This is a genomic window from Blautia sp. HCP3S3_D9, assembly GCF_052063845.1.
Classification (GTDB): domain Bacteria; phylum Bacillota; class Clostridia; order Lachnospirales; family Lachnospiraceae; genus Blautia_A.
The window spans coordinates 17,288-33,432 of record NZ_JBQHWS010000030.1 but is presented as its reverse complement, the minus strand read 5'-3'; the positions used below and the strand labels follow the sequence as shown (position 1 = coordinate 33,432).

Genomic DNA, 16,145 nt, shown 5'->3' with positions numbered 1-16,145 from the left:
AGATGTGTATAAGAGACAGGATATTTTCTATACAGAAAGAAAAGGAGAATCTGAACCGTTATACGAACCTGGAAAAGTTAATCAGTGAAATAGCGGATACTTCTGCATTAATAGAGAAATTCAAAACAGACAGTACAGCACTGCAAAATCATCAGAAAGAAACAAAAGCAATACTGGAAGAGAAGCAGAAAGAATATCAGGCAACAGACCGTGCGGAAAAAGAAAAAGCAGAAACAGACTTTCAGAAAGAGAAGATAGATAATCTTTATGCGGGAGTTTATAAGAATTGCGGTAATCTGGAGTTTCTTTTGAAAAAGATTAAAGATCTGGGAACACAGTCCGAGGAAATGGAAAAGCAGTCTGAACAGATGACAATGGCTCTGAATGACCTGGAAGAACAGCTTACTTCCAGTGCTAATCTGGAAACAAAAGAGAATAGTCTGATCATGCGTTTACAGCAGATACAGAAAATGAAAGATCAGCAGAAACGATGCCTGGATTTGGAAAAAGAAGCAGAGAGCAAGAAGAAGGTTTATCTGGCAGCTTCTCAAAAACGGGCGGAAATAAAAGAAGTTCTGAACAAAATGGAGCAGGCTTATCTGGATGCGCAGGCAGGTGTACTGGCAGCTGATCTTCAGGATGGAATGCCGTGTCCGGTATGTGGTTCAGTTCATCATCCAAAGCTCACGCAGATTCCAGAGGAAGTTCCCTCACAAGAACAGTTGAAAAAGCAGAAAATGTCAGCAGAAACTGCTGAAAAAGCGGCATCTGATGCAAGCGTGCAGGCAGGAGAAGCTGCAGGGCTGGCACAACGTTCAAAAGAAGAACTGACAGAAGGGCTTAAAAGCTATGCAGTACAATTTCTATCAGAGGAAAAGACAGAGGAGATACTTCGAAATGAAGTTGATGATCCTGGATTACGATTATTTGTAAATGATCAGGAAAGTCAGGTACAAACAGAGTTAGAAAAAATTCAGAAACAGAAGAAAATTCAGCAGGATTTGCTGAAGAAAAAGGAAGAATTCACCAGAAAACTGGAACAGCATGCAAAAGAATTTCAGAAGCTGCAGATCAGTCTCGAAAAAAGGAAGAGTCAGCAGGAGAGCATTCTGGAACAGTTACAGAATCAACTAGAGGAGCCAATATTCGCATGGCTGCGTGAAGATACACAGCAGAAACTGAAATCAGATTCAGAATTGCAGCAAGATCAGAATAGTAAAGCATTGTATCAGCAGGAAGGACTAAAAGTATCACTGCTTCTGCTGCAGGGAAAGAAAGCAGCAGAATGGCTGAAACAGCAGCAGGATATTCTGGAACAGAAACAAAAAGAACTGACAGCGCTTCTGGAGCAGAGAAAACTACTGGAGACACAGATCAGTAAGTTGCAGACAGAACTCACAACACTTACAGACCAGATTAATCAAAATCAGCAGCAGACAGCGGCAGAGAAGTCCAGATCTGAACAGATGAAGAAACAAAAAGAGAGCATGAAAAAAGAACTGGGTGAGAGAGCGAAAGAGGAAATCCTGTCTCAGATCCAGCTTCAGACTCAGGAGTGCCAGACACTTGAAGCACATTATAAAATTGTAACAGAGACGAAAGAAGCATTGGAGAAGCGAATGACAGAATTGAATTCTGTTATTACATCTCTGACAGAGCAGTTAAAGGAGTCCGTAGATATTTCAGCTGAAGAACTAAATGTTCAGAAAGAAAGTTTTGCACAGCAAAAGAAAGCACTTTTATCAGACCGTGATGAAATCCATGCCCGCCTGGAGATCAATGGTGACATGTATGAAAAAATCCGCAGACAGCAGACGGAACTTCTGAAAACAGAAACCCGCTGGAAATGGATGAAATCTCTCTCAGACACTGCGAATGGAACGATCACAGGCAAAGCAAGGATCATGCTGGAAACGTATATCCAGATGCAATATTTCGACCGCATTCTTGCACGTGCCAATATCCGCCTGATGACCATGAGTAGCGGTCAGTACGAATTAGTCCGTCGAAAAGAGAATAAGAGCAGAGTGGGCAAAACCGGATTGGAACTGGATGTAGTAGATCATTACAATGGAACCGTCCGAAGTGTCAAGACCTTATCAGGAGGAGAAACATTCCAGGCATCCTTATCTCTGGCACTGGGACTTTCCGATGAAATTCAGTCAAGCTCTGGCGGAATCCAGCTTGATACCATGTTTGTAGATGAAGGCTTCGGCTCTCTGGATGAAGATGCACTTGATCAGGCAATCCGTGCCTTAAAAGATCTCAGTCAGGGAAGCAGACTGGTGGGAATCGTTTCCCATGTAGCCGAGCTTAAAGAACGTATAGACAAAAAAATCATAGTAACTAAGAAACGAACAGAGGATGGAGTCGGAAGTGTGATTTGCATAGAAAGTTGAGTTTCTAACCAGATTGAGTAAATTTTGTTGTTTCGGTTTTAAATATTCGCTGGATTCAAGAAGTAATTATTCGGTTATGAGCAAACAGTATCTGGCAGTTGGGAAAAAATAGCAAGAGGAAAAATGATTGAAAACAGAGGGTGTAAGTTTTTTACGCATTCCTCTGTTTTTCAAAAATTACAAAATAAAAAAGTTATACAAAATTAACTTGACAGAATATCTCAAATAGTATATATTAAGATATGAAGTTAGATATGAATAACTTGCTCCGCTGCAGGTCTTCCTGCAGCCGCAAATTCAAGCCTTACGGTACACAAGAAGCAATAGAATGTTTCGTAAAGCTTTATTTTTTGACACTTAGTTAGCATATACTAACTTATATTCTGCCATTGAGAAAGGAAACCTGACATGCTGGAGAAATCTGTGATCGAACATTGCTCACCTACATTAGCATCTATTAAAACCGGAAATCTTTTTACATATAAATATGAATCTGAGGAAGAATTATGGAAAAGCGTGGAAGGCTTTAATGAATGTGTAAGAGAAAAAGGTGTTTCCCTCACAGTACTTCGCAAAAGCGAGAGCAAGGCATTAATCTATGTCTGCCGTTTTTCCAGTCTGGAGAGAGATCTGAAGAAACCTGGTGTAGCGAATTTCATGAAGAAATATGGATATGAGAGTACAGACCCGGCATACGCGCTGGAGAGACTGAGAAGCCGTCTGGCACAGCGGGAAGATTTTCCTCATGAGGTTGGGCTGTTTCTGGGATATCCACTAGGGGATGTGATCGGGTTTATCAAGAATGCAGGGCAGAATTGTAAATGCGTAGGATGCTGGAAGGTTTACTGCAATGAATGTGAGGCAGTAAAAGCTTTTGCAAGATTTAAGAAATGCACCAGTGTATATGTACGTCTCTGGAATCAGGGCAGAAGTGTACGCCAGCTGACAGTGGCAGCATAAGAAAGAAGCTGTATAACAGCAATATACCCGGGACAGAGAGTCCATTTAAGAATCAGTATAATAGAAAAGCCGTACGACTTTTTATTATAATAAATTATGGCTTTGCGGCAAAGAGGAAGCAGAGCGAATTTTAAGGAGGATTTTAATCATGAGTAAAGTAGCAGTTGTATATTGGAGCAGCACAGGAAACACAGAGGCAATGGCAAACGCAGTTGTAGACGGAATCAAAGAAAAAGGCGGAGAAGCTGTTCTTCATACCTGCGAGGATTTTGACGGATCTAAAGTAGCTGAATATGATGCAATCGCTTTCGGATGCCCTGCAATGGGAGATGAAGTTCTCGAAGATACAGAATTTGAGCCAATGTTCGACGGATGTAAAGATGCCCTGAAAGGCAAAAATATCGCTCTGTTTGGTTCCTATGGATGGGGAGACGGCGAATGGATGCGCAACTGGGAAGAGTCCTGTAAAGAAGCAGGCGCAAATCTTGTATGCGACAGCGTAATCTGCCAGGAAGAGCCAGATGATGAAGCAACAGATGCATGCAAAGCTTTAGGTGCTGCATTAGTATAATAGAATAAGTAAGAAATATTGGGAGACTGCCTGCATGAAAGTGTGGCAGTCTCTTTTTTGTGATTTGTCAAAATCAGGTAAACACCCTGCTTCAATGCAAGAAAGTAAACAGTGTGGATTGTGTAAAAATGGTAATGGCAGTTAATTCAAGTTAGTAAGGTTTCATGTTTATGAAGGATTCGATATTCTCTTGGTATACACCCATAACATTCCGCAAAATATTTGGAAAAATAACTCAGATGATTAAATCCGCACAGCATAGCAATTTCCGTAATACTTTTCTGGGTAGTGCACAGAAGCTGACAGCTGATCTTTAACCTATATGCGTTCAGAAAGTCAACGGGCGACTGCTGCATATAATGTTTAAAGATCTGGCAACATTTACTGCGTCCGACATGTCCGGCAGCAGCAATACCATTGAGTGATATTTTTTCAGGATAATGCTGATAAATAAAAGACACCATATCTTTCTGAAGAGTCAGATCCTGATTAATTTCTTCAGCATGTTCAGAAACTGCCAACAATCCGTTTTGGATCAGATATCCCCACAGCTGTAACATAATACCGGTTACCTGCAGCTCATAGGCAGGAGAATCCTGTTTTTTCAATTCAACAATCCGTTGTAATTTTTCTGCGGCTTTTCTGCCACTTGTATCTTTTGCGCAAAAATGCAGATATTCCAGAGCACTGTTCTCGAGAAATGGTGCAAAATACTGCTCATAAAGGAGCTGATTATTTCCAAATAAAGAAGGATGAAATAAAATGCAGACAAAATAGAAGTCCTGCTGTTCATAGGCATATCCATAATGCATCTGTCTCGCATTGACCATCAGAGAGTCACCTTCATTTAAAACAAGTCTCTTTCCATTCACATAATATCTCATTTTTCCATTGATAACATAGATCCATTCGATGTCATCATGCCAGTGACAGGGAGCACACATATCATAATAAGAAGAAAGATGTGCAGCTCTGATATACAAAGGAATTCCGGCTCGATCATAAGGAATCACTTCGGAGGAATCCGGCATAAGTTCTGTTTTAATCAAACTCAAAAAACTCACCTCGTGTACGATTTTTATAAAAATCAAAGACTATTCTGATAGATTTCTGTATCTGTGAATACTATAATTATAGCATCTGCAGAAGTAAAAAATTAATCAGAGGGACATATGAAATCAGAAAAAAGAATATTTTACAGAAAGTTATGGGGACTGATACTTCCGATCACGATCCAGAATCTGATGACAGCACTGGTAAGCGCATCCGATGCTTTTATGCTTGGATTTGTCAATCAGACATCTTTGTCTGCGGTTTCACTTGCAACGCAGGTTCAGTTCGTACATAATCTGTTTATGCTGGCACTCACCATAGGGGCAACGACTCTGGCGGCGCAGTACTGGGGCAAAGGCGATACGGATTCAGTTGAGGAGATCCTGGCGATTGTTCTTAAGATTTCCATGGCAGTTTCGTTTGTATTTTTTGCAGCTGCACTGTTTTTCCCCAGAAGTCTTATGAGGATCTTTACAGATGATCAGGAACTGATCCGGGCAGGGATTCCTTATCTTCGGATTGTAAGTGCATCCTATTTGTTTCTTGGATTTTCGCAGATTTATCTCTGCATTATGAAAAACAGCGGAAGAACTGCAAGAAGCACTGTATATGGCTCAGTAGCAGTAGTGATCAATATTGTATTCAATGCGGTCTTTATCTTTGGACTGGCGGGAATTCCGGATATGGGAATTGCAGGATCAGCATTGGCTACAACTGTTTCGAGAGCAATCGAATTTTTGCTGACGTTTTATGAGAATACCAAACGTTCTCTGGTTTGTATACGGGTAAAATATATCCGCCACAGTTCAGCAAAACTGAGAAAGGATTTCTGGCATTATACATCACCTATTCTGGGAAATGAACTGGTATGGGGATGTGGATTTACCATGTTCTCCGTTATCATGGGACATCTGGGGACTGATGCGGTAGCTGCCAATTCGGTAGCGAATATTCTGAAGAATATTATTGCATGTGTATGTAACGGAATTGGAACCGGAGCCGGGATCATAGTCGGGAATGAACTGGGGAAGGGAAAGCTGGAACAGGCCAGAGAGTATGGTGACAGGCTTTTTAAACTTGCAGTATTTACAGGAGCAGTTTCCGGGATTATAATTTTGGCAGTGCCCCCGTTTCTTGGAATATTTACTGGCGGTCTCAGTGCACGGGCACATTCCTATCTGGAAAATATGATGTATATCTGTACTTATTATATGGTAGGAAAATCTGTAAATGCTACAGTGATCGCTGGTGTATTCTGTGCAGGTGGAGATACAACATTTGGATTGAAATGTGATGCCGTGACGATGTGGGTAGTGTTGATACCGATAGGTATGATCGCAGCATTTGTACTGAAACTTCCGGTTATGGTTGTTTATTTTATCATTAGTATGGATGAAGTAATTAAGCTTCCGGCTGTATATGCTCATTATAAAAAATACAGATGGGTCAGAAATCTGACGGAGAATACTGCTTCTTATAATTCTGAGCGTGGAGCTGAAATAGTATAATTAAAAGCGTTGCATTACAAGTCAAAGAGCCCTTTCTATACACAGTATAAAATGAATTTTAAACAGAGAATAATTATTCAGTTATGAACAGGCAACGAAACAGATGATTTTATCTGCTTGAGTAACATAAAAATTATAAAATAAAGGAGATACGACAATGAATCAGAGAGAAAGAATGTTAAGCGGACTTCCATATAAGGCATGGTTAGATGGTCTGGAAGAGGACAGACAGGCATGCAAGCAGAAAATTTATGATTTTAATCAGCTGCCGCCATCCAGACAGAGCAAGGAAGCTCCGCAGATGATCAAGAATATTTTTGGAAAAACAGGCGAGAATGTCTGGGTAGAAGCTCCGTTCCACTGTGATTATGGATGGAATATTGAAGTTGGCGAAAATTTTTACTCAAATTATAATCTGACAATCCTTGATGTAGGTAAGGTAACACTTGGAAAAAATGTTCAGATCGCGCCAAACGTGTCTATCTATACAGCAGGCCATCCGGTTCATCCGGACAGCCGTAATTCAGGATATGAGTATGGAATTCCTGTAACAATAGGCGATAATGTATGGATCGGTGGAAACACAGTAATCCTTCCGGGAGTTACCATTGGTAATAATGTAGTAATTGGTGCCGGAAGTGTGGTCTCCAAAGACATTCCGGACAATATGATCGCAGTTGGAAATCCATGCAGAGTAATCCGTGAGATCACAGATGAAGACAGGATCTATTATTTCAAAAAACAGAAATTTGATGAAGAAGCATGGGAAGAAGTAAAGAATAAAAATAAATAAAAGACTTTGTCAGGGTTGCTGTATAAGAAAAAACTTATGCAGCAACTTTTTTGTCTCTGAAGTAATCAGACGCAGGTTCTGCAAACAGGAGTTTTTTAGGATTCTTTTTGGGATATGTTGCAAAATGACAGAAAAGAGGAGTTTTTGCGCATGACAGAGGAGAGGAAGTGTGATATGATGAATTCATACATAAAAAATTCGCACAATTTAACCGGATCAAGTAAATCACCTGATTCAATTGCAAAAAGAAATAAGCAGTTATTCGGTTATGAGCAAGTAAGTAGCGAAACGGATAATTTTTTCGCTTGATTAAATCAGACAAGTAAAAAACTGGATAATTATGTAAAGAAGATAAAATTTGCGCTATGAAAGGAGATATATTTATGGGATTAATAAAAGCAGCAGCCGGCGCGTTTAGCGGCACAATGGCGGATCAGTGGAAAGAGTTTTTCTACTGTGATGCGATTGATAAAGATGTCCTTGTTGTAAAAGGTGAGAAGAGGGTAAGCGGACGTTCCTCAAATAAGAAGGGCAGTGACAATATCATTACAAGCGGTTCAGGAATCGCAGTTGCAGATGGTCAGTGCATGATCATTGTAGAACAGGGAAAAGTGGTAGAAGTATGCGCAGAGCCTGGACAGTTTACTTATGACGCATCCACAGAACCGACCATCTTCTCTGGAAGTCTGGGAGATGGGATCCGCAGAACCTTTGAGACAGTAAAGAAACGTTTTGAGTACGGCGGTGACACAGGCAAAGACCAACGCGTTTATTATTTCAATACAAAAGAGCTGGTGGATAATAAATTTGGTACAGCTAATCCAATTCCGTTCCGTGTTGTAGATAGGAATATCGGTCTTGATATTGATGTATCTGTACGCTGTAACGGTGCGTATTCTTATAAAATTGTTGACCCGCTTCTATTCTATACCAATGTATGTGGTAATGTTGAGATGCAATATGACAGAGAAGAGATCGAGGGACAGTTAAAGACAGAGTTTATCAGTGCCCTTCAGCCTGCATTTGCAAAGATTTCAGAACTCCAGATCCGTCCAAGTGCGATTCCGGGTCATGTACAGGAATTATGTGATGCCATGAATGAGGCACTTACAAAGAAGTGGATAGAGACCAGAGGTCTTGCAGTTGTTTCCATTGCAATGAATCCTGTAACACTTCCAGAAGAAGATGCACAGATGATTAAAGATGCGCAGAAGAATGCGATTCTGCGTGATCCGACCATGGCAGCAGCTACTCTTGCAGGGGCACAGGCAGACGCGATGAAAGCAGCAGCATCTAACACGGCAGGTGCTATGAAGGGTTTCATGGGAATGGGCATGGCAAATCAGGCCGGCGGAGTCAATATGCAGAATCTTTATCAGATGGGAGCACAGCAGCAGGCAGCACAGGCACAGGCGGCTGCGAAAATGCAGCCGGCATCCGGTGCAGGCACATGGAAATGCGAATGCGGTGCAGAGAATACCGGAAAGTTCTGTTCAGAATGTGGAAAACCGAAACCACAGCCAGCGGAGTGGACATGCAGCTGTGGTACAGTAAACACCGGATAGTTCTGTTCAGAGTGTGGAAGGCCTAGACCTGCTGCCAAATGGATCTTCAGCTGCGTCACAGAAAATACCGGAAAGTTCTGCGCAGAATGTGGAAAACCAAGACAGTAAGAGAATACAGTACAAGGGGGAGAACCTATGTCTGATTTAAAAGAATACAAATGCCCTGCCTGTGGTGGCGCAATAGAATTCGACAGTAAATCACAGAAAATGAAATGCCCGTACTGTGATACAGAATTCGAAGTAGAAACTTTGAAAGAGCTTGATGAGCAGATGAAGCGGGAAGCCATGCAGGAAGATGATCTGTCAGGCTGGCAGACAGATGCAGGTGGAGAATGGCAGGAAGGCGAAACAGATGGAATGAGCGTTTATACTTGTCAGTCCTGCGGTGGTGAGATCATTGCAGATGAGACAACAGGTGCATCTAATTGTCCATATTGTGGAAATCCTGTAATTATGACAGAGAAATTCAAGGGAGACCTCAGACCGGATCTGGTAATTCCGTTTAAACTGGACAAAAAAGCAGCAAAAGAGGCCTACTATAAACATATTAAAGGAAGACGGCTTCTGCCGAAAGCATTCCGTAAGGAAAATCACATAGATGAGATCAAGGGAGTATATGTTCCGTTCTGGCTTTTTGATGCAGATGTTGATGCAAATGTGCGTTATAAAGCGACAAAGGTGAGGATGTGGAGCGACAGTGACTATGACTATACAGAAACCAGCTATTATTCCGTAGAAAGAAGCGGTGATATGTCATTTGCTGCTGTACCGGTAGATGGTTCAGAGAAAATGCCAGATGATCTTATGGAGTCTATCGAGCCGTTTAATATGGCAGAAGCAGTAGATTTCCAGACAGCCTATCTCTCTGGATACCTGGCAGATAAGTATGATGTCAGTGCAGAGAAGAGTGTGGAGAGAGCACATGTCCGCATGAGACAGAGTGCAGAGGATGTACTGGCAGATACAGTGAAAGGATATGCAACTGTAGAGCCGGAGAATACAAATGTGCGTATGTACGGAGGCAAATCCCAGTATGCGTTGTATCCGGTATGGATCCTGAATACAACCTGGAAAGGTGAGAAGTACATATTTGCCATGAACGGACAGACCGGAAAGATGACCGGTGATCTTCCGGTAGACGAGAAGATCTATCGAAAATGGCTGTTAGGGATGACGATAGGCTTTACAGCTCTTGCTTATCTTGTTGGAATGCTGATTTTTTAGGAGGACGAAGGATGTTAAAGAGAAAGATCATACCTGTATTTCTGGCTTCTGTCCTTGCTGTATCAGGGACTACAGGATTTTCGGTCGGAGTTTTTTCGGAGAATGTTTATGCGTCAGAAGAAGCAAATACACAGAGGCTGGCGGATTTTGCTGATCTGCTGGACGCGGATCAGAAAGAAGAACTGGAAGTAAAGCTGGATCAGATCAGTGAAAATTATGACTGTGATGTTGTAGTTGATATAGAAGAGAGCATAGACGGTATGGATCCGACAGCCTATGCAGACGATTTCTTTGATTACAATGATTACGGAATGGGAAATGATAAGAGCGGTATTCTTTTTATGTTGACCATGTCTGAACGTAAATGGGCGATATCCACTCATGGAGAGGCTATCAGCATTTTTACTGACGCGGGACAGGAATATATCACAGATAATATTGTATCGTATTTTTCTGATGGAGATTATTACGAAGGTTTTACGCAGTTTGCAGATCTGTGTGAGAAATTTATTGTTCAGGCGCAGAGTGGGGAACCTTATGATACCGGAAATCTGCCGGAGGAAGAAATACCCTTTTATATTTCGTTTCTTATCGCGCTTGTGATCGGCTTTGTCATTGCGCTGATCGTATCTTTGGTGATGAGAAGCGGAATGAAGACAGTTCATATGAAGCCGGATGCAGCAGATTATATGAAAGCGGGAAGTCTTCATATTAACAGGAGCCGTGATATGTTCCTGTATCATCATGTTACACGTACAGCGAAGTCGAAGAATGACAATTCCGGCGGCGGAAGCAGTACACATACAAGTTCTTCCGGTGAGACACATGGAGGTTCCAGCGGCTCATTCTAATAATATATAATAACGAAATCCTGGGTTTTGCAGCTTTGAGAGAAGAATGAAAATCCGGGATTTTTGTTATTTCGCTGAAGCGATCCGCTACAGGTGGAGAATCCTGTTTGCAGGATTCTTTCGTGTAATTTGTGTAATTAGCACAAATCTGACATAGTTCTATAATTCATATCGTGATTTTAGGAAGGGAATTCGTGCAAAATATCAGGATATCAGTTGCAAGACTGGAAAGAATATGCTACAGTACAAGGTGGTTTGTTTTGTATTATCGGGCCTTAAATTGTTATCGTTTATCTTGCAGACGATAATAAAAAACTACAAAACGAAAATAAAATAGAAACGATGGAGAGGACATGAAAAAATACGTTGATAATTTTATGCAATACCGGTTTCTTCTGTCGGAACTGGTAAAAAAAGGAATTAAGCTGAAATACAGACGTTCTTATCTGGGAATTGTATGGTCCATGCTGGAACCACTGCTTACAATGATCGTGCTTACCATTGTATTCGGTACCCTGTATGGAAATACGGACCGCACTTTCCCTGTATATATCCTGACCGGACGACTTCTGTACAGCTTTTTTTCACAGTCCACAAAGGCTGCACTGAAGTCCATCAGACAGAACTCGGCAATGATCAAGAAAGTCTATGTGCCGAAATATTTGTACCCATTGTCCAGCGTGCTTTTTAACTATGTGATCTTTCTGATCTCACTGATCGTGCTGGCAGTTGTAAGTGTAATACTTGGAGTAAAACCTACGATTTATCTGATCCAGGCACCAGTGGCATTGATCCTGATCCTGATCATGTCATATGGATTTGGAATGATCCTGGCAACCATCGGCGTATTTTTCAGAGACATGGAATATCTCTGGTCAGTAGCGCTGATGCTGATCATGTATACATGCGCGATCTTCTATTATCCGACAAAGCTTTTAAAGAGTGGATGGGCGTGGATCCTGAAATATAATCCATTGTACTGTGTAATTGATATTTTCAGATGCTCTGTATTTGGTGAAGTGATGAATATTCATTATTTTGAATATGCACTGGGCTTTTCTGTTCTGATGATGGCAATTGGATTATTCTGCTTTAAGAAGAAACAGGATGACTTTATTCTTTACATTTAAATATCAGAAACAATAAAGAGATTAAATATAAGGAGAAAAGATGAGCAAACAACCGGCTATTATTGTTGACAATGTCAGCATGAAGTTTAACCTCAGCAAAGAGAAGGTAGACAGCCTGAAAGATTACATTATCAAGTCTATCAAAAAAGAGATTAAATATAATGAATACTGGGCATTACAGAACGTAAGCTTTACAGTGGAAAAAGGAGACAGGGTAGGAATCCTTGGTCTCAATGGTGCAGGAAAGAGTACCCTTCTGAAAGTGATCGCGGGTGTGTTCAAACCGACAGAAGGAACAGTTACCAAACACGGAAAAATGGTTCCTCTTCTGGAACTTGGAGCGGGCTTTGACCCTCAGTATACAGGAAAAGAGAATATTTATCTTTATGGAGCAATGCTTGGATATACCAAGGAGTTTATTGATGAGAAATACGATGAGATCGTAAAATTTTCTGAATTGAAGGATTTTATCGATGTACCGATCAAGAACTATTCTTCCGGTATGAAATCCAGACTTGGTTTTTCTATCGCAACTGTAGTTTCTCCGAAAATCCTGATCCTTGATGAGGTATTATCTGTCGGAGATGCGAAATTCCGTAAAAAGAGCGAGAAGAAAGTACTCAGCATGTTTGATTCAGGAGTGACGGTACTGTTTGTCTCCCATTCTCTTGCACAGGTGCAGAGAATTTGCAATAAGGCGATGATCCTTGAGAAAGGAAAACTGATCGCATACGGAGACATTGATACGATTTCTGAACAGTATGAGAAAATGACAAATTAAGTAAAAGCTGTCCGGAGGGGATTATGCCAAATGGGTTAAAAAAAGAGGATTCAGCAGCATTAAAAGGGTTTGCGGTTTTGCTGCTGATTTTTCATCACTGCTATCGTATGGCAGATAGGATTGAAAAATATAATGTGGATTTATGTGGTCTGACTTCAGAACAGATCGTTACTGTGGCAGAATGCTGTAAGATCTGTGTGGCGATCTTTGCATTTGTATCTGGCTATGGATTGATGTACGGGTATTCATCCAAAGCAAAGAAAAGAGATCCACAGGTAGTCTCACAATGGATTGCCGGACATGTTCTTTCTACAATGTCCGGTTTCTGGTTTACGGCAGTTATTTCCTATCTGATTTATTATTTGATGAAATTTAAGGATTTTGCTGCATGGAGAGAGGCATTTGGGAAAAATGCGTTTGCTGTAGTGGTAGATATTCTGGGTATTTCGAAGCTTATGAAGACAGATAGTCTGAATGGAGCCTGGTGGTATATGAGTGCTGCCTTTGCCTTTATTATTTTGCTTCCTTTTCTGGAAGCAGTGATCGGCAGGTTCGGAAGTGTATTCTGTATTGCCAGTATTTTTCTGTTTCCGCGAATGATTAAGATGAAATTTCCCGGAGGTTCAAGACCATATTCATTCCTGATGATCTTTGTGATCGGCATGGTGTGCTGCAGACATAATTTCTTTCAGAAATTCCATGAATGGGGACAGACGAAACTGCAAAAAACAGTGAAATTTCTGGGTGTGACAGCTTTGATGTGCAGTGGCTTTTTCTTTTATCATAAGATAGATATGAAGACTTTCTGGGAATTTCAATATGCAGTGGTTCCATTCCTTGTGATCATATTCTGCGTTGAATATCTGTTCAGGATTGTTCCGTTGTCTGCATTTCTCAGATATCTGGGCAGACATTCTATGAATATCTGGCTGGTACATACATTTGTAAGAGACTGGGGAGGTCAATATGTATTTGCCCTTCATAAGTTCTGGCTGATTCCGATCGGAGTTATGATCATTTCACTTGGAATCAGTTACTGTCTTGATTTTCTCAGGAAAATTACAGGATATGATAAGCTGATACAACTTGCACAAAACAAATTAAAATCACATACTGCTGTGCAGAACGGATAGAAACAGGTGAGGGAGCGCAGGATGAAGATACTTCAGATTGGAATGGGAAATGTGGCCGGAGGTCTGGAAGCATTTGTAATGAATTACTACAGAGTTCTGGTCCATAAGGATGTACAGTTTGATTTTGTATGCATGTATGATAAAATTGCATATGAAGAAGAAATCCGGAGACTGGGCGGAAGAATTTATTATATTCCGAATGTAAAGAAAAATTACCGCGGTTATGTAAGAGAATTAAAGAGAATACTAAAAGAGACAAAGTACGATGTGGTTCATGTAAATATGCTCTCAGCGGCAAATATTGTCCCGCTTCGTATGGCTCATAAGATGGGAGTTCCGAAAGTGATCGCACACAGTCACAGCTCATCCTGCCCCGGATTTATCCGTAAAACAATGGATCAGTGGAACAGACCAAAGATCGCCAGATATGCTACGGACAGAGTGGCCTGCGGTGAGATGGCAGGCAGATGGCTGTTTGGAGACAAAGCATATCAGAACGGTGAGGTTGTTCTGATCAATAATGCGATATATACAGAGCGGTTTAGTTTTTCATCAGAAAAGAGAACGGAACTTAGAAAAGAAATGAGCTGGGAAGGTAAAACAGTGATCGGCCATGTGGGAAGATTTGATATTCCCAAGAATCATGACCGCATGGTAGATATTATGAACTGCCTTTCTGCAAAAGATAAGAATGTTGTTTTGTGTCTGATCGGACCGAAGGAAGGTCTGTATGGGCAGATCAGAGAGAAAGTTCAGAAGGCAGGTCTGGAAGATCAGATATTTTTTGCAGGAAAGCAGGAGAATGTACCAAAATATCTGTCCGCAATGGATGTCTTTCTGTTTCCGTCGCTTTTTGAAGGGGTTCCTTTTGCACTGATCGAGGCACAGGCAAATGGACTGCCATGTGTGATGTCAGATGCGGTATCTGAGGAAGCGGTTGTTTTTTCAGAGAATGTAAGGCGTCTGTCTCTTCAGATAGAAGATAAGATATGGGCTGATACACTCATGGAGATGAGCCGCCAGGAGAGAAAATCCCAGAATGTGATTCATGACAGGATGCAGGAGGCACATTTTGATATTACGACAGAAGCAGAACGTCTCAGAAAACTTTATCTTGGAAACAGATAAATTTTAAAATGGATAGAAAAGGTGAAAACAAACAGGAGTTGTAAAATGAGCAAGATAGATTTTGTACTGACCTGGGTAGACGGGGCAGACAGAGAATGGCAGGAAGAGCGCCGTAAATATAATCCTGCAAAAGGAGCAGATGACTCGGCTGCGAGATACCGCGACTGGGATAATCTTCAATACTGGTTTCGAGGTGTGGAGAAATTTGCGCCGTGGGTGAACCGGATATATTTTGTGACCTGCGGACATGTGCCATCATGGCTGAATGCTGCACATCCAAAGCTGAAACTGATCCGTCATTCAGATTATATGGATCCGGAGTATCTGCCTACTTTTAATATCAATTCCATTGAACTGAATTTTCACAGGATCCCGGAGCTTTCAGATCAGTTTGTATATTTTAATGATGATATGTTTCTGCTGAATGCTGTTGCGGAAGAGGATTTCTTTAAGAACGGACTTCCGAGAGACTGCTGTATAGAGACAGCTCTGGTACAGGATGACATCCGAAATCCGTTTGCTGCAATGCTGATGAACGATGCAGCGCTGGTGAATATGCATTATTCCAAGAGTCAGGTTATAAAGAAGCAATGGAAGAAGTGGTTTAGTCCTGCCTATGGAAAGATGGCACTCAGAAATCTTCTGATGCTCCCATACAGAGATTTTTCCAGCTTTAAGTATACACATCTTCCAAGTGCGTTCCTTAAGAGCACTTATGAACAGCTGTGGAAGGAAGAGGGAGAAGTTCTGGATGAAGTCTGCAGAAACCGGTTCCGCACTTCGTTTGATGTGAACCAGTATGTGATGAAATACTGGCAGTATATGGAAGGAAAATTTGTTCCTCAGTCTCCTGGAATTGGCAGATTTTACACTATTGGCCTGCATGATGAACAGATTCATTCTACAATCAGGGGACAGCAGTGTAAGATGATCTGCATTAATGATACCGCAGATGTAGGTGATTTTGAGGAACAAAAAAGGCGGATCATCGAGTCATTTGAGAGCATTCTGCCAGAGAAATCATCTTTTGAATTATAGTCTGTATATCA

Annotated in this window: 13 protein-coding genes and 1 pseudogene; 13 read left to right on the top strand and 1 reads right to left on the bottom strand. The window is 41.2% G+C overall.

From position 1 onward, the window contains the following. From ACTNES_RS08095 to ACTNES_RS08085, 3 genes are all read left to right on the top strand, one after another. A partial coding sequence (locus tag ACTNES_RS08095) for an SbcC/MukB-like Walker B domain-containing protein (protein WP_441039085.1) occupies nt 1–2,399 on the top strand: 2,399 nt, incomplete at its 5' end. A gap of 408 nt (nt 2,400–2,807) precedes the next feature. Beyond that, a complete protein-coding gene (locus ACTNES_RS08090) occupies nt 2,808–3,359 on the top strand; it encodes a DUF3793 family protein (RefSeq protein ID WP_291804925.1) in 552 nt (183 codons plus the stop codon). A 148-nt stretch (nt 3,360–3,507) separates the two neighbouring features. After that, complete coding sequence (locus ACTNES_RS08085; RefSeq protein WP_216459038.1) at nt 3,508–3,930, top strand: flavodoxin; 423 nt, start codon at nt 3,508–3,510, stop codon at nt 3,928–3,930. A 146-nt stretch (nt 3,931–4,076) separates the two neighbouring features. Here ACTNES_RS08085 and ACTNES_RS08080 read toward each other — a convergent pair whose 3' ends face one another. Next, nucleotides 4,077–4,985: an AraC family transcriptional regulator gene (locus ACTNES_RS08080; RefSeq protein WP_441039084.1), complete on the bottom strand. Its 909-nt coding sequence runs from the start codon at nt 4,983–4,985 to the stop codon at nt 4,077–4,079. A 117-nt stretch (nt 4,986–5,102) separates the two neighbouring features. Here ACTNES_RS08080 and ACTNES_RS08075 point away from each other — a divergent pair, with 117 nt between their 5' ends. The 10 genes and pseudogenes from ACTNES_RS08075 (at nt 5,103) to ACTNES_RS08030 (ending at nt 16,134) form a co-directional block, all read left to right on the top strand. Further along, a complete protein-coding gene (locus ACTNES_RS08075; RefSeq protein WP_441039083.1) occupies nt 5,103–6,491 on the top strand; it encodes an MATE family efflux transporter in 1,389 nt (462 codons plus the stop codon). Nucleotides 6,492–6,648: 157 nt separating this feature from the next. Then, on the top strand, nt 6,649–7,284 hold the full coding sequence (locus ACTNES_RS08070; protein ID WP_216459036.1) for a sugar O-acetyltransferase: 636 nt from the start codon (nt 6,649–6,651) through the stop codon (nt 7,282–7,284). A 383-nt stretch (nt 7,285–7,667) separates the two neighbouring features. Beyond that, nucleotides 7,668–8,957 (top strand): annotated as a pseudogene (locus ACTNES_RS08065) (SPFH domain-containing protein). Nucleotides 8,958–8,984: 27 nt separating this feature from the next. Then, complete coding sequence (locus ACTNES_RS08060; RefSeq protein WP_291818035.1) at nt 8,985–10,073, top strand: hypothetical protein; 1,089 nt, start codon at nt 8,985–8,987, stop codon at nt 10,071–10,073. A gap of 11 nt (nt 10,074–10,084) precedes the next feature. Continuing rightward, the gene (locus tag ACTNES_RS08055; protein WP_441039082.1) at nt 10,085–10,924 is read left to right on the top strand and encodes a TPM domain-containing protein; all 840 of its coding nucleotides are present in this window, start codon (nt 10,085–10,087) and stop codon (nt 10,922–10,924) included. Between the two features lie 353 nt (nt 10,925–11,277). Then, nucleotides 11,278–12,054, top strand: a complete 777-nt coding sequence (locus ACTNES_RS08050) for an ABC transporter permease (RefSeq protein ID WP_216459032.1) — start codon at nt 11,278–11,280, stop codon at nt 12,052–12,054. 40 nt (nt 12,055–12,094) lie between these two features. Further along, the gene (locus tag ACTNES_RS08045) at nt 12,095–12,835 is read left to right on the top strand and encodes an ABC transporter ATP-binding protein (protein WP_441039081.1); all 741 of its coding nucleotides are present in this window, start codon (nt 12,095–12,097) and stop codon (nt 12,833–12,835) included. A gap of 23 nt (nt 12,836–12,858) precedes the next feature. Further along, nucleotides 12,859–13,968, top strand: coding sequence for an acyltransferase family protein (locus ACTNES_RS08040; protein ID WP_291818032.1), 1,110 nt, complete (start codon nt 12,859–12,861; stop codon nt 13,966–13,968). A gap of 21 nt (nt 13,969–13,989) precedes the next feature. Further along, on the top strand, nt 13,990–15,096 hold the full coding sequence (locus ACTNES_RS08035; protein WP_441039080.1) for a glycosyltransferase family 1 protein: 1,107 nt from the start codon (nt 13,990–13,992) through the stop codon (nt 15,094–15,096). Between the two features lie 45 nt (nt 15,097–15,141). After that, the gene (locus ACTNES_RS08030) at nt 15,142–16,134 is read left to right on the top strand and encodes a Stealth CR1 domain-containing protein (protein WP_441039079.1); all 993 of its coding nucleotides are present in this window, start codon (nt 15,142–15,144) and stop codon (nt 16,132–16,134) included. Nucleotides 16,135–16,145: the final 11 nt, after the last annotated feature.

What these genes read in the sequence shown, in the direction of transcription:
- ACTNES_RS08090 (WP_291804925.1), top strand. Translation starts at nt 2,808, where the DNA reads ATGCTGGAGAAATCTGTGATCGAACATTGCTCACCTACATTAGCATCT.
- ACTNES_RS08085 (WP_216459038.1), top strand. Translation starts at nt 3,508, where the DNA reads ATGAGTAAAGTAGCAGTTGTATATTGGAGCAGCACAGGAAACACAGAG.
- ACTNES_RS08075 (WP_441039083.1), top strand. Translation starts at nt 5,103, where the DNA reads ATGAAATCAGAAAAAAGAATATTTTACAGAAAGTTATGGGGACTGATA.
- ACTNES_RS08070 (WP_216459036.1), top strand. Translation starts at nt 6,649, where the DNA reads ATGAATCAGAGAGAAAGAATGTTAAGCGGACTTCCATATAAGGCATGG.
- ACTNES_RS08060 (WP_291818035.1), top strand. Translation starts at nt 8,985, where the DNA reads ATGTCTGATTTAAAAGAATACAAATGCCCTGCCTGTGGTGGCGCAATA.
- ACTNES_RS08055 (WP_441039082.1), top strand. Translation starts at nt 10,085, where the DNA reads ATGTTAAAGAGAAAGATCATACCTGTATTTCTGGCTTCTGTCCTTGCT.
- ACTNES_RS08050 (WP_216459032.1), top strand. Translation starts at nt 11,278, where the DNA reads ATGAAAAAATACGTTGATAATTTTATGCAATACCGGTTTCTTCTGTCG.
- ACTNES_RS08045 (WP_441039081.1), top strand. Translation starts at nt 12,095, where the DNA reads ATGAGCAAACAACCGGCTATTATTGTTGACAATGTCAGCATGAAGTTT.
- ACTNES_RS08040 (WP_291818032.1), top strand. Translation starts at nt 12,859, where the DNA reads ATGCCAAATGGGTTAAAAAAAGAGGATTCAGCAGCATTAAAAGGGTTT.
- ACTNES_RS08035 (WP_441039080.1), top strand. Translation starts at nt 13,990, where the DNA reads ATGAAGATACTTCAGATTGGAATGGGAAATGTGGCCGGAGGTCTGGAA.
- ACTNES_RS08030 (WP_441039079.1), top strand. Translation starts at nt 15,142, where the DNA reads ATGAGCAAGATAGATTTTGTACTGACCTGGGTAGACGGGGCAGACAGA.